We start from the raw sequence: 18,524 nt of genomic DNA, 5'->3' as shown, positions 1-18,524 counted from the left end.
ATGGCCGCCAGACCGAGAAAAAGAGAATATCGTCATCTTCCAGAATACTTGTTATTTGATAAGGAGCGTGGCGTTTATAAATTCACACTAATAACGGGGAAGAAGAAAAATCTTGGTAAAGACCGGGCTATGGCGATCGCTATAGCTCGCGAATATAACCTAAGAATGAGGCCATTAAATGCACCATCTGTTGAATTGTTAATCCGAGAATCAGGCGGTGTTACTGGCGAGGCTAAACCATTTGCTGAGCACGTAGATCATATCATGCAGCGAGCAATAGAGAATGAGCGACCGTCGCCAAGTACCCTTGACGACTGGAACAACGACGCTCTTAGGGTAAAAGAGTTTTTTAATATCATACCTGCTTGCGATATTGAGCTGGAGCATGTGAACGCGTACATAAATCGTTTCCACTCAGATTCATCAGCGAACGTACAAAACCGAAAGGTTAGTTTCCTTAAAAAATTGTTCTCGTATGCGGTCGATGAATCATTGATGTTTGATAACCCTGCTTCACGCAAAAAAATGCGAAGAACCGAAGAGAAGAAACGCCAACGTCTTTCACTCGATAACTTTAAAGCCATTCGGCGGGCCGCCGAACCCTGGTTACGCACAGCGATGGATTTAGCATTGCAGACGACGCACGCGCGCCTTGAAGTGTCACGAATCCGGTATTCAATCAGTGAACCTAAAGACGGAATCTGCGGCTGCGTATGGTTAGCTCAACCCGAAAATGGCATCTATGGGACGCTCTACATACACAGGCAAAAAGTGCAAAAGAAAGAGGCATCACACGTAGCAATCCCGATCGGTGAAGAATTAAAGCGGATTATTGATGATAGCCGCGATAGTGTGGCCAGTCCGTTTATAGTTCATAGAATTCCAGAACGGCAGGTGAAACGCAGTAAAGAGGTTTCCCACCCTACCCAAGTTGCGCCGGATTACTTAAGCCGATCATTCTCTGCTGTACGTGACAAGTTAGGTCTATGCAACAAAATGCCTATGGACGAGAGACCAACCTTTCACGAAATTCGAGCTCTAGCTGCGCATCTTTTCGATCTGCAAGGCATCGATCCGCAAGGACGAATGGCACACAGTGATGCAAAGTCGACCAAGATTTACACACAAAACCATATCGATTGGGTTGTCGTACCTCATGGGGAAATTAAAGCAGGATAAAATTGCATTAGCCCAGACTTAACTGAGCATTATTAGGGAAAAGTACCAAACTGAATCTAATAGGCGACTCTATGTCAGAGCGGCTATTGCTGGAACCACATACGTAATTCAACTGTTAGTATAGTAAAAAATCCACTAAAGCTGCATCTTAACAGTTACAACTTTAGTGGAAAATAATTATTTATTTTGATGCGAGTAGGTTTTTCACCTGAATGCTCTATGATTTAGTCTCCGTTGACGAATCTTTCTTGAAGCTATCATCCTCTTTCTTACCAAACATATACCCAAGGGATAACGTAATAATTGGAGTAAAAACAGCCCAAGAGTCTTTAACAATGCTCAAAGCCGATTGACCACCATTACTAAATACATCAATAACTAATAATGCTGCTACAATACAGGAATAAATAGTCAGAGAGTACGTTATCACATGCCAAACCACACTGTTTTTGGCATCATCACCTTTCCCTATTTTATCGGGGATACTTTCATCACTCTTATTTCTGACTCTAACTGGAATATCACCATCTTGATAATCACCTTTTGTTGATTTTTTACTACTAGGCGAAGCATTTGTGGTCGTAAACAAGTAATCCGACTGTTCGTACTGTTCATCAGACATAACTCAATCTCCATCCGAGTCCGAAGCTTCTTCTTTGGCAGTTATGTTCACAGTCAAGAGAATAGCATCATTATTTTCAGATAGTGATTGTGTAGCAAAAAACAAATAATAGATGAAGGTTTTTTCTTCACCTTCAGATGTTTTTATACCTTGCTTAAAAAATCTAGTTTTAACGCCATCATTGACTCCCGAATCAACATGGAAAAAATTGTACATATTGATGTTTAGTCCATTTTTAATGGAGGTTTTTACATGAGGTGTAATCTCACCTTTTTCATCCTCTTTTTTATCGGTATCAAATTTAAGCCTTAATTTAAAATCTCCATAAAACTCAACTTCAGGGTTAGCTGCAAGAACAACCAGTGTTTGAGAAAATACAACATCCATTCCTGATAGTTTAGTTTTAACTTGTTTTTTCATCTACATGCCTTTTTTTGGTATTTAAGTCAATAGACTCTGATGAATTATTTTTATTCATTAAAGATGGGCTTCTCGAACAAATATAGTAAGTGATAAATATGACTACTATCACCATAAAACCAGACTTGCATATAATTCTGTATAAAAACTTACCTATATCCTTGAATACTGATGAGTCTATTAAAGAAGGTACTCGCCAAAGAAAGCGACCAAAGGAAAGGAGGGCTAGTATTAGAATGATTATCCCAACCGCAGTGTAAATAACATATTCAATGTTCATAAATACCTTATACTAAGCTACGAGTGCCTTTAATTAGGATATTATAGAAATATTAAATCTAGATCCATCATTTCATTTTTTGCATACCTCCACCCACATTTATTATCATATTTAAAGAAGAAAGTCGAGATTAATTTATATTTCATGCAGTATCTCTATGAATCGTAGATCTGTGGATAGGTGCTTCAAAAGTCGACTGAACATTCAAAATCATTATAGGGAGCTCTTAGCTCAGCCAGTCTTCCCGCTTTTGAGCATAAGTTCACGTGTCGAAACAGATTGTCAGGTTTGATTGTGTTCTATCTTGGGAAACTAACCAGTCTGAAGTGAGATAATACATCTGTATATAATGGGGAGAAACTACCCCCTAACTCATTGATGTGTATAGCGCATATTTTGCAAAAAAAGCACTGTTTGTTTATACATACGAATACCCCGCACCACCAGTAATAGCGGGCCTTTCAGCGTTTTGAAAGCGGTGTCATGGGGTGTCGGGGGTCGGAGGTTCAAATCCTCTCGTGCCGACCAAATCATTCACCGGTAAGTGTTGTTAACGACCGGTAACCCTACAGAAACCCGCACTCTCTCTGAGTTTGCGGGTTTTTTGTTGCCTGTTTTCCGTCGATTTGATTGAAGCCAGTGGCAAACTGGAAGCATTAAAGCGGGTTATTCAGCTTATCAACGAGGTGATGGATTACGCGGTAAATGATGGTCTGATACTTTCTAACCCCGCTGCTAAGATCCGTAAAGTATTCCAGGCACCTGTCAAAAAGAATATGCCTACCATCAGGCCTGAAGCACTTCCCGATCTGATGAAAACTCTTTCTGTTGCCAGCATCGAGTTACAGACCCGGCTACTGAATGAATGGCAATTGCTGACCGTAAATCGCCCAGCAGAGTCCGCGTCTGCCCGTTGGTCTGAAATAGACCCTAACACAAGCACATGGACAATACCTGCTGGTCGAATGAAGATGCGTCGCGAGCATACCATCCCCCCTCCCCTCGCAAGTGTTAGCGATTTTGGATGCTATGCGACTATCAGCGACCACCGCGAATACATTTTTCCATCCGCCAGTTACGCCGTATGGGCTACAAAGGCATTCTTGTTTCTCATGGCTTGCAAGCCATATTCAGTACAGCAGCAACTGAAGCCGTGTTTACGCCAGATGTAATCGAGGCAGCCCTCGCGCATATAGACACGAACGAAGTACGTCTGGACTGACCCAATCCCGGAATAACTGCCCTTACAATTACAACCGCACGAGCGATAGTGCACTCATTTACACTCGGCACGCAACATGTCAGGACGTATATAGCCTGTTAGCCATCTTCCCAAATAATGCCGCAACATGGACAAGGATAAGGACAATGGAATAATAAATGACATTGCCAAATACGCGGAAGCCTTCCAGAAACTAACAAACCCGTAGTTATCAGCAGTTCCATGCCCTTATCAGACGCAGCGTGAATCCATTACGAGAACTTTCATATTTTTTAAGCACTTACTTTAACTTTTTCACGTATACATAAATACACGATGAATAAGGGTACAGACAGCGGCATGCAAAACAACCACACAATAATGAACATACCAAACACACCACTGTTCACGCCAATGTGACGTTCCCAAAAGTGTTTGGTCATTATCTTAAGGGCTAGTTTCTCCGAAGAATAATATGAGAATGGGTACAGGAAGGCGCTTAAAACAAGATATGCAACCACAAATGGCATATAAGGAGCATAGGGAGGAAAAATGTGCCCGTTATTCATATCGCGCACTATAAAATAGATCAGATAGCCATAACCACACCATCCCCATAAGCAGTGCCTTAAATAATATTTCAAGGTCATCATCTATGATTCCTTCATAGCTATACCATTAAATCTATCATATCATGACCAGTGAGTATCCGTTCCTTCTACGTTTTACAACACTGACCTGCTCCCCGTGGATTAATACACGACGATATTAGCGATCCGGCTGGGCTACCGCTCTCATGCGGCCTTAAGCCGCACCTCTAAGTGCATCACCGGAAAAGCGCCGGGGTGCTGCACGGCCTGTCGCGGGAAGAAGGGTTTTAGCGCTGTCCCAGTTCACGGGTACGCCTGACCGCCGCCAGTACGCTGCGCTGAAGGCCTGCGGCAAAATCACTGTTGTTCAGCTCATACAGAGCGTGGATCCCGACTCCCGCCGGTGAATTATTGATATCCAGAAGCTGACGCGGATGCTTCTGGCTTTGGCGCAGCATCTCGACCGCGCCGAGCAGGTTCTCCAGCACCACCTCCGTCGCCTGAGGCCGCGACAGCCCCGCCAGTACGCCGGCATCAGTAAGCGACTCAATAAAGTAGTAAATATAGTTCGGCCCCGCGACGCCAAAACCGGTAAAAACATCGATCAACCGCTCTGGCAAATACAGCACTTTGCCAAAACCGCGCAGAAACGGCTCAATCTCAGCCGCGCTGGCGTGGGCGTTTAAGCTCACGCCGCTATAGCCAAATCCGGTATCGGTCAGAGTATTGGGGATCGTCCTGGCAATCGGCGTTGCCTCACCAAACAGGGAGGCCAGCGTTTCCAGGGTCACTCCCGCGATCAGAGAAACCACCGTCGTTGAGCCGTTTAGCTGGGCGCGCACGCGGCTCGCCACCGACGCCAGATCGTCCTGCGGACGGATCCCCAGCACCAGTAAAGAGGCCTCGCTTAAGCTACCGTCGCCCGACAACCGATAGCGGGAGTGCAGAGCCTCGATTCGCGCGCTGTCGATATCCTCCAGCGAGATCGCGTCCGCCCGCAGCGTACCGTTGCTTAATGACGCGCGAATAATCGCCTCCGTCATCTGTCCGGCACCAATAAAATGGACCTTTGCCATAGTTTTACTCCTTATTCAAAACGCTATTCGTCGTGACCAACACCGAAGCGCCGGCTTTGTCGCGCGGGGGCGGCAACGCAAATCCCCGTTCCGTCAGTGGGATAAATCCGTCCGTCAACGTCGCCGTCAACCGTGGTGAGCTTTTGCCTGCTCAGTGCCTGAATCGCCGCTTCTGGCTGATTAATAAACTGGTTGCGTGGCCCCCCACTTAAGGTTGCCATTCCGCCTCATGCGACTCTGACTGGTAAAAACGCAGCCGACAGGCGGCATCACCGCGAGCCAGCGCGGTCTGCACCTCTAAACGCAGTCCCGGAAACGCGTCGGTTAACGCATGATCCCCTTCCATGCAGATATCGCATAGCGTCTCAATTTCGCTGGCGCCCCGCCCCTGCTGCCGCCAGCAGTTAACGTAAGGACAGTAGTGAAACAGGACGATAAATTCAGCCCGGCTGGCGCTAACGGGCTCCATCTCATAAACCTGAGATTCCAGACCGCGGGTAAACAGCCCGGCAAACTCCTGCAAATCCTGGCGATCGCGCATTTGCGCACGCAGCTTATGCCCGATATCGCGGCCATAGTGGCGTATGGCTTCACGCGCAAAATCATCCGCGATATGACGTTGTCGGCTTTCGTCCAACAGGTAACCGATGGTAGCCGCGCGTTTTTCAGTAATGGCGCGCAGCGCCAGGGTCACCTCATCGTTTAAGGTGGCGGCGTTATGCGCCGGCTCCGAGCTTATTTGCGTCATGCGTTTATTCCCAGTCGGTATTCACTTTGACGTCGCTGGCGCCCGGCAGGGCATACACATCTTCGGCGTACCATTTCCGTGAGAGCTCAGCGAGCGTGCCGTCCTTTTTCAGGGCAACCAACTGCGCATCAATCGCTTTGATCAACTGCGGGTCGGTATTTTTTTTATACAAATAGACGTTAGGAAACAGGCCGACGGAATCCGAAGCTTTCAGATTGAGATTTAGCGCCTTATTTAATGCCAGCAGCGCGCCAATGGGATAAATCGCCGCATCGTATTCCCCGGAAGCGACCGCTTTAAAGATATCGGCGGCGGACTGCTCGCCGTTGGGCTGCAGGTTAATTTGTTGGCCTGGATGTTTTTTGTTGTAGTTTTCAATCACCGTATAACGGGCGTCGGAGGTGTGAATCGGCACCAGCTTTTTCTTACCGCTGGCGAGATCGCCGAGTTGATGAATATCGTTCTCATCGTTACGTACAATCAGGCGTAAATCGCTGATCCCGGTCGGCTCGCCGGAGTGGTCATATTTTTCCGCTCGCTCTTTGGTGAGATAAAAGTGATCCGCCGCAAGGGTATACGCGCCGGTCGACAGGCCGACGATCATCGCGTCGCGCGAGACCGCATTAAAATGAAACGTATAGTCGGTTAACCGCTGGTCCAGCACCTTTAACAGATCGCCATCGTAGCCGGTAATATTGTTGTTATCGTCCACAAAGCTAAAGGGAAAACCGTTAGCGTTAACGACAACCTCAACCGTCTTCGCGTTCGGACTTTTTTCAACCGCCTGCGCGGCGTTAATTCCCATTGCCAACGCCAGCGCACTCACCAGTAAAATTTTATTTTTCAAAATACCTTCCCCAAAATGATAACCGTGGAACACTCTTTTTTACGTTTCCTTGCCAGCGGGCGCGCAGAAACCGTTCTACACTGCGCAATGCTCTGGCAATTGCCAGGCACAGCACGATATAAATCACCAACACGACGCAATAGGCTTCGACAAAATGAAACCCGCGCGCGGCGGCGATATTGGCTTTCGCCATCAGATCAATAACGGTGATGGTGTAAACCAGCGAGGTGTCTTTAATCAGATCGATCAGCACGCTGGTGAAGTTCGGCAGTGCGGATACTGCCGCCTGCGGCAAAATAATGCGTCGGAACTGCGTGAACCCGCTTAGCCCAATTGACCATGCGGCCTCGCGCTGCCCCTTATCAACCGCGTTCCAGCCTGCGCGAAAGGTTTCGGCGAAATACGCGCTGAAAATCAGCGATAGCGCGGTGACCGCCGCTACCAGTGGCGAGAGTTTATAGTGGTACATATTGTCCTGCGGGCCGCCAAACAGCCCGGCGGCTATCCACGGCCAGACGTAAAAAAAGAAATACAGCATCACCAGTACCGGGACCGAACGGCTAAAGGAGAGAAATACCTTCGCCCCCCATTGAACCCCGGGAACCTGACGAATAATCACCCACGCCAGCGCTGCGCCCAGCAGAGTGGAAAAGAGTAAGGACAATAACGTTATCACCAGGGTGACCGGCAGCGCGCTTAAAATAAACGTAAAATTGTCCCGAATGAACGCCAGGCTAAACATGTTAATCTATCACTCCAGCAGGAACTGATACTTCTTTTCAATACGAGTGGTAAAATAGAGAATAATACTATTCAGCACCCAGTAAACGATAATAACACTAATAAATGCCGCAACCTGTTTAGACCCATAGCTATTTTGCGAAATCTTTTGTGCCCGGCCAAAAATATCTACAATACCAATAATATTGACCAGTGAGGTCATCTTCACGAGGTTAATTAAAAGATTACCAAAAACGGGAATGGCAATAATGAGCCCCTGGGGAAAAATAATCCGTAGCATTCCCTTATGCCAGGGAATATTCAAGCTGATAATGGCCTCTTTCTGGCCGATATCCACCGCACGCCACGCTGAACGCATCATTTCCGCAAAATAGGGACTGATGCTGACCGAAATAGACAACACCGCAAAGGTGGTATCGCTAATCCATAGCGGCGGCAGCGCCAGCGCAGTCAAAATTAATTTTCCGCCGAAGAAAAACAGCAGGATCAGCAGCGCCAGGGGGGCGCCGCGCAGAATGTCGGTATACCCGTTTGCCACCGCGCTGAGCGGCTTAAAGCGACTAAACTGCAGCAGCACAATCAGCAGCGCGATCGTCAAACCAAGCAGCAGCGATGCCAGCGTTATCCCGAGGGTCACGGGTAAATTTTCCAGCAGTTTCGGCAATATTCCGGCGATATCCTGCCAGTTAAAGAGCGGGTTATTGTTCATCATGAGCCTCAGGCATGATAGTGCAGTTGCGCCAGAAACGCCCGGGTTCGCCCCTGCTGTGCTGCGCCAAATATCTGTTCCGCCGGGCCCTGCTCAACGATTTCGCCGTTTTCCATAAATACCACCCGGGAAGCGACCTGGCGGGCGAACGCCATTTCATGGGTCACGATAATCATCGTCTGACCCGCAGCGGCAATCGTCTGAATAAGCTCCAGCACTTCACCAACTTTTTCCGGATCCAGCGCTGAAGTCGGCTCATCCAGCAGCAGAACGGCGGGGTTAATTGCCAGCGCCCGCGCAATCCCGATACGCTGCTTTTGGCCGCCGGAAAGACTGTGCGGATAACTGTCTTTTTTATGCAATAACCCCACCTGCTTTAAGAGTCGTTCAGCAATATCCTGCGCCTCCTGACGCGGGCGCTTTTGAGCGTAAATCAGTCCTTCGGTAATATTCTGCAGTGCGGTCAGATTATGAAAGAGATTCCACGATTGAAAAACCATGGCGGTTTTTGCCCGTAGCTTTTCAATCTCCTTTTTGCCCGCTTTTGCGCAATCCAGCGCCACATCATCTATTTTTATTTGCCCGCTATCGGCAGGCTCCAGGAAATTAAGCGTACGTAATAGCGTAGTTTTCCCTGAGCCGCTGGGGCCAATAATGCAAATAATCTCGCCGGAATGAATACTGAGCGAGACCTCTTTTAGCACTCTTTCACCGGGGAAGCTTTTACTGATCTTATTAATAGTTATCATAATGAAATATTCGTGGATAATTTTTATTTGCCGCACGCCGGCGCTTATTGCTGCCTAAAAACTATATTGCTGCAGTTCAGATGATAGCAAACAAGAAAATCATCTATCGAAAGTTAAAAAATAACTTTTTATATATTTGTTATGACAATGAGGCTGAATTGTAATTTAACTTTCTTAACAAAACTGGATGGCGATACTTGACAATAATTATTCAAATTTACTGAACAATGAGAGCAAATTGTTTCGATTTTAATCATCCGACCGTCAGCCTATCATTTATCACATCGGGGCAACAACGCTCCAACACTGACAAAACACTTCAGGAATACGACCATGAAATCCATCAAAACTTTCGTTGCAGTTGCCGCACTCTCTATGATCTCTTTCGGTACTTTTGCTCAGAGCATCAGCGCCAGCGCTTCCACCCTGGACCGTGCAGAAGCCAAAATTGCCGCGCAGGCCGCAGAGCAAGGCGCGTCTTACAAAATCACCAGCGCTCAATTCAATAACCGCGTACATATGACCGCTGAGCTGACGAAATAAAATCGCCATATTGCCGGGCCGCCGGAAGAAACAGGCGACAGCGACAACACGATGAAATAAGGAACAGAACATGAAAAATATCGGCGTAGTCACCGCACTGCTGTTGGCCGCTACACTTTCGTCCGGCGTGATAGCCGCAGAGAAGAGCCAGACGCATCCGGAGGCGGGTTCAAATATCGATACATCGATGCATCAGAATCATATTGATGTCAGCCATGCCTTTGATAAAGAGAGCCTGACCGCAGGCAATCTTCAGTAAGACACTGCATAAGGCGCGCGTGGAAATATCCGCTGCGCGCTTTTTTTCTGCCCGTTTGACCATGGATTATCCGCCATAACTTCCGCTTTTGCCGTATCGATATACTGCGCTTCTACACCTCGTTGCTTCCTGACAGCACATTTTGCAGATAACACTGCTTTCATCATGCGTACCGGACAGGCATTGAAAGCAGAAGTTGTCTGTTTTACTCAATAGCGTCCGCAGGGTTTTCTGCCAGGGCTTTTATCCACTTTTTCCCCTCTGTTATAGAGTACGACTATCCAGATGGTAAATTACGTCGTAGCATCTATCATTCGACTGTATGACTCATAAGCAGGAGCGGATGACATGAGAGTTAATGGACTTACCAAAGGATTTTTCATCCTTATCGTCTTTATTGTAACCCTGGCCTTTTTTGATGTTCTCTCACCCTATTATTCCGCCATCCTCTGGGCCGCGATCCTTGCGGTGATTTTTAATCCGGTCAAAAACAAGATTCGTACCCGCCTCGGCGAGCGCAATGGCCTCGCGGCGCTGCTGACCATCGTCATTATCTGCCTTATCGTTTTTACGCCGCTGGCGATCATCCTCTCGTCGCTGGCCTACGAGCTGAACGTGGTGTATAGCAAACTTCAGCATAACGACACTCAGTTCCCGACGGTGGTCGCCAGTCTGTTTGCCCACCTCCCCGGCTGGGCGAGAAGTTTCCTTGCCGAGCACAACCTCGATAGCGCGCAGCAGATCCAGCAGCAGCTCTCCGATGTTGCGCTGAAAAGCGGCCAGTATCTGGCCGGCAGCGCGTTTCTGATTGGTAAAGGCACCTTTGGCTTTACCGTCAGCTTCGGCATTATGCTGTACCTGCTGTTTTTCCTGCTGAAGGATGGGCCTTACCTGGTGCTGTTGACCCTCGAATCCCTGCCGTTATCGAGCTACGTGAAGCAGCACCTGTTCGCTAAATTCGCCGCGGTCGCCCGCGCCACGGTAAAAGGCACTGTGGCTGTTGCGCTGGCGCAGGGGGCGCTGGGCGGCTTTGCCTTCTGGGTTGCCGGTCTGGACGGCAGTATTCTGTGGGGAGCGCTGATGGCGTTCCTGTCGCTTATCCCGGCGGTAGGCTCGGCCATTATCTGGGTGCCGGCGGCGATTTACCTCTTCGCCACCGGGCAGCTGTGGCAGGGCGCCTTTATCGTCGGCTTCTTTGTGATTGTGATTGGCCTGGTGGATAACATTCTGCGTCCGCTGCTGGTGGGCAAAGATACCAAAATGCCGGACTACCTGATCCTTATCGCCACTCTGGGCGGCATGGAGATCTACGGTATCAACGGATTCGTTATCGGGCCGCTGATTGCCGCCTTGTTTATCGCTTGCTGGAACCTGCTGTCGGGACGAGAGCATGCCGGCAACACTGATGAATTAGATGAAGAATTCATTGAGGAAGCGAAAAATAGCCGCAACGAATAGCTTCATCGGCCGGCGTCGGGCGCAAGGTGCGTGATGGAATCATGCCAGTACATAACACCATTCATTTTGAAAAAATTAGTAAATAAAACTTAACATTCAGCAAAGCAATGATAGGCTGTATCAGTCAGGAACGAAAATAAAGGATGATCAACCGTGAAAAAAATCACTACGCTAGCTGTTTCTCTGCTGACCGCCGCCTGCATGTCCGCTGGCGCCCTGGCCGCAGACCAGCCGCTGGAAAAAGTCGCGCCGTTCCCGAAAGCGGAAAAAGGCATGAAGCGTCAGGTTATTCAGCTGCCGCAGCAGCAGGATGAGTCAGCGCTGAAGGTTGAGCTGATAATCGGCCAGACGCTGGAAGTTGACTGCAACCACCATCGTTTAGGCGGGAAGCTGGAAAGCAAAACCCTGGAAGGCTGGGGCTATGACTACTATGTCTTTGATAAGCTGAGCGGCCCGGTCTCCACCATGATGGCCTGCCCGGACGGCAAGAAAGAGAAGAAATTTGTCACTGCCGGCCTCGGCGATGATGCCATGCTGCGCTACAACAGCAAATTGCCGATCGTCGTGTACGCGCCGACCAATGTCGATGTGAAATATCGCATCTGGCGCGCCGACGAAACCATCGGTAACGCCGTCGTCCGCTAAGGCGAATCGTCAAACCGACAAAAAAAACGGCAGCCCGCAGGCTGCCGTTTTTGTCAGCGCGTTTGTCAGAGCGCGATATCCGCCATCGGCTTACCACCGCTCAGCGGCTTCAGCTCCGCCTGCGGGGCTTCATCCGCCGCCGCGGCCGGCTCATATTTCAGCTCCAGCACTTCACTGGTCCACGCCAGCGCTTTCTCAATCTCCGCCGGGTTGCCATCAAGGCGAATACCGTAGGTCGGGATGATGGCCTTCAGCCTGGCCTGCCATTCCGGCGAATTGACTTTATCTTTAAACACTTTTTCCATCAGCTGCAGCATGATAGGCGCCGCCGTGGAGGCCCCAGGCGACGCGCCGAGCAGCGCCGCGACGGTGCCTTCGTCATCGCTGACCACTTCGGTGCCGAGGCGCAGTACCCCGCCCTTCTTCGCATCGCGCTTGATAATCTGCACGCGCTGACCGGCCTGCCACAACCGCCAGTCCTCTTTCCGCGCTTCCGGATAGTATTCGCACAGCGCGGCCAGACGATCTTTATCTTTCTGCATCACTTGGCTAATCAGATATTTCACCAGATCGAAGTTGTCCAGACCGACATTAAGCATCGGCAGAATATTCGAGGTATTCGTCGAGGCCAGCAGATCCCACAATGAACCGTTCTTCAGGAAGCGGGTCGAGAAGGTGGCGAACGGCCCGAACAGCACCACGCGTTTACCGTCGATAATACGGGTATCGATGTGCGGCACCGACATCGGCGGCGCACCTACTTCGGCCTGGCCGTAAACCTTCGCCAGATGGTGGTTCACCACCTCCGGATTTTCGCAGACCAGGAACTGGCCGCCGACCGGGAAGCCCGCATACTCTTTGGCCTGTGGAATGCCGGTTTCCTGCAGCAGCGTCAGCGCCGCGCCGCCGGCGCCGATAAAGATGAATTTAGCTTTAATGACCCGCTTCTGACGACGGTTGTCGGCATCCGCGAGAGTGACCGTCCAGCTCTTGTCGGCGTTGCGCTTGAAGCGACGTACCACGGTACCCAGCTGCAGGGAGAAATTATCATGCTTTTGCAGGCCGGCGATCAGCTGGCGGGTGATTTCGCCATAGTTGACGTCAGTTCCCACTTCAGTACGGGTGGCGGCCACCTTTTGCTGCGGATCGCGGCCTTCCATCACCAGCGGTGCCCAGGCTTTGATCTGCTGATGGTCTTCAGAATAGCGAATACCGCGGAACAGTTCGCTCTGCTGCAGCGCCGCATAGCGCGCGCGCAGGAAGTTGACGTTATCTTCGCCCCACACAAAGCTCATGTGCGGCACGCTGTTAATGAAAGATTTTGGTTTGTTCAGGACGCCGCGCGTCACCTGATGCGCCCAGAACTGACGCGAGATATGGAAGGCTTCGTTGATGTCGACCGCTTTGTCGATATTAATGCCGTTGGCGGTCTGCGGCGTGTAGTTCAGCTCCATCAGCGCCGCGTGGCCGGTACCCGCATTGTTCCACCCGTTTGAGCTCTCTTCTGCCACGCTGGACATTTGCTCAACCATGGTAATAGACCAGTCTGGCTCAAGCTCCTGCAGCCAGGTTCCCAGTGTGGCGCTCATAATGCCGCCGCCAATCAACAATACATCCGTCTCTTGCTCATGGCGGGTGTTGGTCCGAGTGCTGTTGGGACCAACCGCCTGTGAGCGTGGTACGGCCATCTTTTTATTCATCGGATTTGAGCCTTACTTTACTCGCTGTTTTTATTTAGCGCAGGTGATACGATTCTCACCACTCACGTTACCACCTAAGCTAAAAAATTTAAATATTGTTTAAATTTTAAGTTCTGTTTTGAGATCCGTTATAAAAATGTTTAATAAATGTATACATAAAATCACTTTTCATACTGGTAGCCTTGCGGATTCCGCGCTATCATCCTCGGTTTTGTGACAGACCGCACGGAAGCCGGGCCTGACACCGCTCCTCCTTTTTTTATAACCTGCGAACTTTTTTTATGCCGCCTGTTCCTGACTCCTCCGCTTCCGGCACTTTGCGTCCGATCCTCCGCTCCCCGTCGCTGCTGACGCGCGAAGTGCTGGCCGGCGTGCTTACCGCCCTGGCGTTGATTCCTGAAGTCATTTCGTTTTCGGTCATTGCCGGCGTTGACCCGCAGGTCAGCCTGGTTGCCTCGGTGGTGCTTTGCCTGGCGATGTCGGTGCTCGGCGGGCGCCCGGCAATGGTGACGGCTGCTGCCGGGTCGGTAGCGCTGGTGATTGGCCCGATGGTGCATCAGTACGGCGTGGGCTACATTCTGCCGGCGGTCATTCTGGCGGGTATGATTCAAATTTTGTTTGGCCTGTGCGGCATGGCGCGCCTGATGCGTTTTATTCCCCCGGCGGTGATGACCGGATTCGTCAATGCCCTTGGGATACTGATTTTCTTTGCTCAGGTACCGCATTTCTGGAGTCGCCAACCGCTGATCGTCGGCCTGTTCGTCCTGACGCTGCTTATCGTCCTGTGGGCGCCGCGCTTCATTAAGGCTGTCCCGGCGCCACTGATCGCCATTGTTGTGCTCACTCTCTATACCGTCACCACCGGCCAGCAGTTGCCCACCGTCGGCGATGAAGGCTCGATGAGCGGCGGCCTGCCAGGATTCACCGCCCTGACCGTCCCCCTGAACCTGGCGACACTGCAGATTATCTGGCCCTGCGCCCTCAGCATCGCCTTTGTCGGCCTGATGGAGTCCCTGCTGACGGCTAAGCTGGTGGATGATCTCACCCATACGCCGTCGAATAAATCGCGGGAGAGCGCCGGGCTGGGTATCGCCAATATCCTTGCCGGTTGTTATGGCGGTATAGCCGGCTGCGCGATGATCGGCCAGACCATCGTTAACGTGGAGATGGGCAAAGCCCGCAGCCGTCTCTCAACGGTGATCGCCGGTCTGGTGCTGCTCCTGCTGGTAACGGCGCTCAGCCAGGTGATGGCGCAGATCCCGATGGCGGTGCTGGCTGGGGTGATGGTGATTGTGGCGGTGAAAACCTTTAGCTGGCACAGCATTCGCCCGAGCGAACTGGCGCGTAATCCGTGGCCGGAAACGCTGGTGATGCTGGTGACCGTCGCCGCGACGGTGGGAACCAGCAATCTGGCGATCGGCGTGCTGGCGGGGATCGTCGCCATGGCGCTCATCCCCCGCCGCCTGCGCACGAAGGCGCAGGCTACATCAGAAACAGCGTCGCCAGACCAAGGAAAATAAAGAAGCCGCCGGTGTCGGTGATCGCAGTGATCATCACGCTGGAGCCGACCGCCGGGTCGCGCCCCAGCTTGACCATCACCATCGGGATTATCACGCCCATCATCGCCGCCATCAGCAGGTTGAGCATCATGGCCAGCGTCATCACCCCACCGAGCTGCGGATCGTCATACAGCCACCAGGTAATGGCCCCCATAATCCCGCCCCATACCAGGCCGTTAATCAGGGCGACCCCCATTTCACGCAGGATCAGGAAGGTAAAGCTGCCGGGCTGGATCTGCTGCAGCGCCATTGCCCGGACGATCATGGTGATCGTCTGATTGCCGGTATTGCCGCCGATCCCGGCGACGATCGGCATCAGCGAGGCCAGCGCCACCAGCTGTGAAATGGTGTGTTCGAAGCCATCGATGACCCTGGACGCGATAAATGCCGTACACAGGTTGACCGCCAGCCACGCCCAGCGGGTTTTAACCGCTTTACTGACCGGGGCGAAGACATCCTCTTCATCGCTCAGGCCGCCCATCCGGCGCAGATCGTTATCGGTTTCTTCATAAACCACATCGACGATCTCATCGATGGTCAGTCGCCCGATCAGCTTGCCGTCGGCATCAATGACGGCGGCGCTGAGTAAGTCATCACGTTCAAAGGTGCGCGCCACCTTCTCGGCCTCTTCGTGCGGCTGAAAGGTGACCGGATCGCCCTCCATCACCTCCCCTACCCGCTTCTGCGCATCGTTGAGCAGAATGGTCTGCAGCTCCAGCTCGCCGAGCAGCAGCTTGTTACGGGTGGTGACGAACAGCTTATCGGTGTTTTCCGGCATTTTACCCAGACGCCGCAGATAGCGCTGCACCGCCGCCAGCGTGGCCTCCGGTCGCACCGTAATGACCTCAAACTCCATGATCGCCCCGACGCTGTTGTCGGCGTAGCGCATAATCTGGCGAATACGGGCGCGCTTCTCGGCCGGCAGGGTCGCCAGCAGCCGTCCGGTCAGGTTGCGCGGCAGATGCTGCAGCAGGTAAACCTGTTCATCGATATCCAGCGGCTGCATCGCCTGCAGCAGCTCGGGGTCGCTCATCTTGTCGATGAGGTCGCCCCAGACGTTTTCTGAGGCTTCCAGCAGCACTTCGCCACGTTTATCGTCAGGCACCAGGCACCACAGCGCGGTGCGAGCGTCATAGGGGAGCGCTTCCAGCGCATCGGCGAGATCCGGCGGCGGCAGATGCGAGACCAGGATCTCGACTTCCGCCAGGTCATCGGCCAGCGTGCCTTCATCGTAACGTTCGGCCAGCGTCAGTTTGCCCAGCAGCGCGGAGGTCACCGCTTTATCGGTGCTCAAGAGCCAAATCAGACGGGCGCGCTCTTCGTCACGCAAGCGGGCGCTTTTTTTATGCAAAACGGACATCGATCGGGCAATCCTTTTGAGAATAGTGAGCCGGCCTGTGGGCCGGAAGCCTTAAGCATAGCGCGGGGAGGGGGAAATAATAACTGTCAGCAATATAGTCGCTGAAAATTTCAGCGGCGCCCGGGTTTTCCCCCGGGCTCGCGGCGAGCATCAGGCCGTACGGGCCACCGCATCGCGGGAAGCCTGCGCCCGCTCCTCCCCGGTGAGTTCGGACAGCTGGCCGGCACGCATCTCCAGCAGGCGGTCGGCGTGCTGGAAGTAGTGATCGTCATGGCTGATGGCGAACACAGTTTTCCCCATCTGCTGCATCAGCGGCAGCAACACCTGGTAGAACTCGCGGCGGAAATGCGGGTCCTGATCCGCTGCCCATTCATCCAGCAGAATGATGTCCCGGGACTCGGCCAGCGCCAGCAGGAGCGCCACACGCTTCTTCTGCCCTTTCGACAGCCGGAGGTCGACAATTTTCCCGTTCTCCAGCTGCAGCTTGTGGGCCATTTGCAGGCGCTCCAGCCACGTTGCCACCAGCGCCGGATCGGCCTCCTCGCCCTGCGGCCCAAGCAGACGGTCAAACAGCCAGACATCGGTAAACACCGCGGAGAACAGTTTGCGATACTCCTCCGGTTTATCCGCCGCCAGCGGCTGGCCGTCCACGAGGATCTGACCGGAAACCGGCTGATACAGGCCGGTCAGGAGCATCGCCAAGGTTGACTTGCCGCTGCCGTTGCCGCCGATCAGAAACACCAGCTCGCCGCGTTTCAGCGTCAGGTTAAGCGGCCCTACCGCAAAGCGCTGGTCCGGATAATGGAAAGTGATATCGCGCAATTCCAGCGTTTGCCAGTCAGGATGCGCCTGCGGCCGGGGAAATTCGGCTTGATATGGGGCGAGAGAGAACTGGCGCAGCTTGTTAAACGCCACCTGAGCGCTGAGCAAGGTGGGCAGCGCGCCGACGGCGGAGAGCAGCGGCGTACGCAGAAAAAGCAGCGTCAGGGAATAGGTCGCCGCCACGGCGGTATCGGCCCAGCCGAGGCTGTTGGCCATCCAGAACACCAGCCCGATGGCGCCAAGCATCATAATATTCGACCAGTTGACCGCGCTGAGATGGAAGGTATCGGCGCGAACGATATGGTGCCGATACTCCCGGGCGTCCGGGAGGTAGAGCTGATTAAACACATACTCCGCGCGTTCGCGATTGAGGGTCAGTTCTTTGCGCCCCTCCAGCACCGTCTGGTAGTCGTGATACAGCTTATCTTCCGTTTCGCGCAGGCTGGCCATATGTTTGTACACCCGCGACACCAGCACAAAGCCGCCCCAGATGGTGAGCGCCATCCACAGCGCCGTCACCAGCATCATTTTGCCTGACAGCCAGGCCAGATAGCCGGCAGAGCCGAAGGTCAGAATGATCCCCTGCACCAGCTCCGGCAGGCGCACAAAGGCGATGGTGATGTTACGGATATCGCTGGTCAGCCCGGCAAGCAGCGACGCGCTGCCGATCTTCTCCACCTGTTCAATCTGAGTATCGAGGATGCGTTTAACAAATTCGCCGCGCAGGCGATAAACAAAATGGTGGCCGAGGGTGGTCAGCGCCAGCTGGGAGCCCAGCGTCACCGCCATCAGCAGCCCCAGCAGGCCAAGAAACTCCGGCAGGACCCGCAGCGAGGTATCGACAGCGGTAATCAGGCGCAGGTTAATGAAGGCGATTAAGCCGATACCCAGCGCGGCGCTGAGCAGACTGAGGGCAATCACGCCGAGAAACGGCCAGCGATACTGACGCCAGACGAGAGAGAGAAGTTCCATAACAGGCTATCCGGAAAAGCAAAACAGCCAGCAGTTTAAACGGC

Annotated in this window: 20 protein-coding genes; 7 read left to right on the top strand and 13 right to left on the bottom strand. The window is 52.2% G+C overall.

Going from position 1 to position 18,524, the window contains the following annotated elements:
• Complete coding sequence (locus tag CWM61_RS09015) at window positions 1-1,179, top strand: phage integrase Arm DNA-binding domain-containing protein (RefSeq protein ID WP_100631099.1); 1,179 nt, start codon at window positions 1-3, stop codon at window positions 1,177-1,179.
• 217 nt (window positions 1,180-1,396) lie between these two features.
• Here CWM61_RS09015 and CWM61_RS29810 read toward each other — a convergent pair whose 3' ends face one another.
• Together CWM61_RS29810 and CWM61_RS09005 are read right to left on the bottom strand one after the other, a co-directional pair.
• Window positions 1,397-1,801 (bottom strand): hypothetical protein, encoded by a 405-nt coding sequence (locus CWM61_RS29810; protein ID WP_226938670.1) that lies wholly within the window; start codon window positions 1,799-1,801, stop codon window positions 1,397-1,399.
• Between the two features lie 3 nt (window positions 1,802-1,804).
• A complete protein-coding gene (locus CWM61_RS09005; protein WP_100631098.1) occupies window positions 1,805-2,221 on the bottom strand; it encodes a hypothetical protein in 417 nt (138 codons plus the stop codon).
• A gap of 906 nt (window positions 2,222-3,127) precedes the next feature.
• On the opposite strand from CWM61_RS09005, the gene CWM61_RS09000 reads away from it, so the two are divergent.
• Window positions 3,128-3,673 carry a tyrosine-type recombinase/integrase gene (locus CWM61_RS09000; protein WP_413773463.1) on the top strand — a complete coding sequence of 182 codons (546 nt, stop codon included), beginning with the start codon at window positions 3,128-3,130 and terminating at the stop codon, window positions 3,671-3,673.
• Window positions 3,674-3,995: 322 nt separating this feature from the next.
• Here the strand turns inward: CWM61_RS09000 and CWM61_RS08995 are convergent, their stop codons facing one another.
• The 8 genes from CWM61_RS08995 to CWM61_RS08960 all read right to left on the bottom strand — a co-directional run bounded on the left by CWM61_RS08995 (window position 3,996) and on the right by CWM61_RS08960 (window position 9,162).
• A complete protein-coding gene (locus CWM61_RS08995) occupies window positions 3,996-4,355 on the bottom strand; it encodes a colicin E1 family microcin immunity protein (protein ID WP_077268453.1) in 360 nt (119 codons plus the stop codon).
• A gap of 224 nt (window positions 4,356-4,579) precedes the next feature.
• Window positions 4,580-5,368, bottom strand: a complete 789-nt coding sequence (locus CWM61_RS08990) for a pyrroline-5-carboxylate reductase family protein (RefSeq protein ID WP_100631097.1) — start codon at window positions 5,366-5,368, stop codon at window positions 4,580-4,582.
• Between the two features lie 23 nt (window positions 5,369-5,391).
• Complete coding sequence (locus CWM61_RS08985; protein WP_100631096.1) at window positions 5,392-5,589, bottom strand: hypothetical protein; 198 nt, start codon at window positions 5,587-5,589, stop codon at window positions 5,392-5,394.
• A complete protein-coding gene (locus CWM61_RS08980) occupies window positions 5,577-6,116 on the bottom strand; it encodes an L-2-amino-thiazoline-4-carboxylic acid hydrolase (protein ID WP_008803992.1) in 540 nt (179 codons plus the stop codon). The genes CWM61_RS08985 and CWM61_RS08980 overlap by 13 nt, the downstream gene beginning before the upstream one ends.
• 4 nt (window positions 6,117-6,120) lie before the next feature.
• Complete coding sequence (locus CWM61_RS08975) at window positions 6,121-6,963, bottom strand: transporter substrate-binding domain-containing protein (RefSeq protein ID WP_100631095.1); 843 nt, start codon at window positions 6,961-6,963, stop codon at window positions 6,121-6,123.
• A complete protein-coding gene (locus tag CWM61_RS08970; protein WP_100631094.1) occupies window positions 6,953-7,705 on the bottom strand; it encodes an amino acid ABC transporter permease in 753 nt (250 codons plus the stop codon). Before CWM61_RS08970 ends, CWM61_RS08975 begins: the two co-directional genes overlap by 11 nt.
• A 9-nt stretch (window positions 7,706-7,714) precedes the next feature.
• Entirely contained in the window at window positions 7,715-8,413 is a 699-nt protein-coding gene (locus tag CWM61_RS08965; RefSeq protein WP_061156331.1) for an ABC transporter permease subunit, read from the bottom strand.
• Window positions 8,414-8,421: 8 nt separating this feature from the next.
• Window positions 8,422-9,162 (bottom strand): amino acid ABC transporter ATP-binding protein, encoded by a 741-nt coding sequence (locus tag CWM61_RS08960; protein ID WP_100631093.1) that lies wholly within the window; start codon window positions 9,160-9,162, stop codon window positions 8,422-8,424.
• 333 nt (window positions 9,163-9,495) lie between these two features.
• Between CWM61_RS08960 and CWM61_RS08955 the strand changes: the two genes are divergently transcribed.
• From CWM61_RS08955 to eco, 4 genes are all read left to right on the top strand, one after another.
• Window positions 9,496-9,705: a YdgH/BhsA/McbA-like domain containing protein gene (locus tag CWM61_RS08955; RefSeq protein ID WP_004102265.1), complete on the top strand. Its 210-nt coding sequence runs from the start codon at window positions 9,496-9,498 to the stop codon at window positions 9,703-9,705.
• 70 nt (window positions 9,706-9,775) lie between these two features.
• Window positions 9,776-9,964: a hypothetical protein gene (locus CWM61_RS08950; RefSeq protein ID WP_074387972.1), complete on the top strand. Its 189-nt coding sequence runs from the start codon at window positions 9,776-9,778 to the stop codon at window positions 9,962-9,964.
• Window positions 9,965-10,312: 348 nt separating this feature from the next.
• Window positions 10,313-11,422: an AI-2E family transporter gene (locus tag CWM61_RS08945; RefSeq protein WP_008803986.1), complete on the top strand. Its 1,110-nt coding sequence runs from the start codon at window positions 10,313-10,315 to the stop codon at window positions 11,420-11,422.
• Window positions 11,423-11,575: 153 nt separating this feature from the next.
• Window positions 11,576-12,067: a serine protease inhibitor ecotin gene (gene eco / locus CWM61_RS08940; protein ID WP_032733375.1), complete on the top strand. Its 492-nt coding sequence runs from the start codon at window positions 11,576-11,578 to the stop codon at window positions 12,065-12,067.
• 65 nt (window positions 12,068-12,132) lie between these two features.
• On the opposite strand, the gene mqo is transcribed toward eco, so the two are convergent.
• Window positions 12,133-13,767 carry a malate dehydrogenase (quinone) gene (gene mqo / locus CWM61_RS08935; RefSeq protein ID WP_032733376.1) on the bottom strand — a complete coding sequence of 545 codons (1,635 nt, stop codon included), beginning with the start codon at window positions 13,765-13,767 and terminating at the stop codon, window positions 12,133-12,135.
• 359 nt (window positions 13,768-14,126) lie between these two features.
• Here mqo and CWM61_RS08930 point away from each other — a divergent pair, with 359 nt between their 5' ends.
• Window positions 14,127-15,287: a SulP family inorganic anion transporter gene (locus CWM61_RS08930; protein WP_074388007.1), complete on the top strand. Its 1,161-nt coding sequence runs from the start codon at window positions 14,127-14,129 to the stop codon at window positions 15,285-15,287.
• On the opposite strand, the gene mgtE is transcribed toward CWM61_RS08930, so the two are convergent.
• Both mgtE and CWM61_RS08920 read right to left on the bottom strand, forming a co-directional pair.
• Window positions 15,250-16,686, bottom strand: coding sequence for a magnesium transporter (gene mgtE, locus CWM61_RS08925; protein WP_061153827.1), 1,437 nt, complete (start codon window positions 16,684-16,686; stop codon window positions 15,250-15,252). The genes CWM61_RS08930 and mgtE overlap by 38 nt on opposite strands.
• Before the next feature lie 150 nt (window positions 16,687-16,836).
• A complete protein-coding gene (locus CWM61_RS08920; RefSeq protein ID WP_100631092.1) occupies window positions 16,837-18,480 on the bottom strand; it encodes a multidrug ABC transporter permease/ATP-binding protein in 1,644 nt (547 codons plus the stop codon).
• Window positions 18,481-18,524 lie beyond the last annotated feature (44 nt).

This window comes from Klebsiella sp. K-Nf6 (genome assembly GCF_002806655.1).
Taxonomy (GTDB): Bacteria; Pseudomonadota; Gammaproteobacteria; order Enterobacterales; family Enterobacteriaceae; genus Klebsiella; species Klebsiella variicola.
This window is presented reverse-complemented; position numbering and strand designations above follow the sequence as displayed.

What these genes read in the sequence shown, in the direction of transcription:
- CWM61_RS09015 (WP_100631099.1), top strand. Translation starts at nt 1, where the DNA reads ATGGCCGCCAGACCGAGAAAAAGAGAATATCGTCATCTTCCAGAATAC.
- CWM61_RS29810 (WP_226938670.1), bottom strand. Translation starts at nt 1,801, where the DNA reads ATGTCTGATGAACAGTACGAACAGTCGGATTACTTGTTTACGACCACA.
- CWM61_RS09005 (WP_100631098.1), bottom strand. Translation starts at nt 2,221, where the DNA reads ATGAAAAAACAAGTTAAAACTAAACTATCAGGAATGGATGTTGTATTT.
- CWM61_RS08995 (WP_077268453.1), bottom strand. Translation starts at nt 4,355, where the DNA reads ATGATGACCTTGAAATATTATTTAAGGCACTGCTTATGGGGATGGTGT.
- CWM61_RS08990 (WP_100631097.1), bottom strand. Translation starts at nt 5,368, where the DNA reads ATGGCAAAGGTCCATTTTATTGGTGCCGGACAGATGACGGAGGCGATT.
- CWM61_RS08985 (WP_100631096.1), bottom strand. Translation starts at nt 5,589, where the DNA reads ATGGCAACCTTAAGTGGGGGGCCACGCAACCAGTTTATTAATCAGCCA.
- CWM61_RS08980 (WP_008803992.1), bottom strand. Translation starts at nt 6,116, where the DNA reads ATGACGCAAATAAGCTCGGAGCCGGCGCATAACGCCGCCACCTTAAAC.
- CWM61_RS08970 (WP_100631094.1), bottom strand. Translation starts at nt 7,705, where the DNA reads ATGTTTAGCCTGGCGTTCATTCGGGACAATTTTACGTTTATTTTAAGC.
- CWM61_RS08965 (WP_061156331.1), bottom strand. Translation starts at nt 8,413, where the DNA reads ATGAACAATAACCCGCTCTTTAACTGGCAGGATATCGCCGGAATATTG.
- CWM61_RS08960 (WP_100631093.1), bottom strand. Translation starts at nt 9,162, where the DNA reads ATGATAACTATTAATAAGATCAGTAAAAGCTTCCCCGGTGAAAGAGTG.
- CWM61_RS08955 (WP_004102265.1), top strand. Translation starts at nt 9,496, where the DNA reads ATGAAATCCATCAAAACTTTCGTTGCAGTTGCCGCACTCTCTATGATC.
- CWM61_RS08950 (WP_074387972.1), top strand. Translation starts at nt 9,776, where the DNA reads ATGAAAAATATCGGCGTAGTCACCGCACTGCTGTTGGCCGCTACACTT.
- CWM61_RS08945 (WP_008803986.1), top strand. Translation starts at nt 10,313, where the DNA reads ATGAGAGTTAATGGACTTACCAAAGGATTTTTCATCCTTATCGTCTTT.
- mqo (WP_032733376.1), bottom strand. Translation starts at nt 13,767, where the DNA reads ATGAATAAAAAGATGGCCGTACCACGCTCACAGGCGGTTGGTCCCAAC.
- mgtE (WP_061153827.1), bottom strand. Translation starts at nt 16,686, where the DNA reads ATGTCCGTTTTGCATAAAAAAAGCGCCCGCTTGCGTGACGAAGAGCGC.
- CWM61_RS08920 (WP_100631092.1), bottom strand. Translation starts at nt 18,480, where the DNA reads ATGGAACTTCTCTCTCTCGTCTGGCGTCAGTATCGCTGGCCGTTTCTC.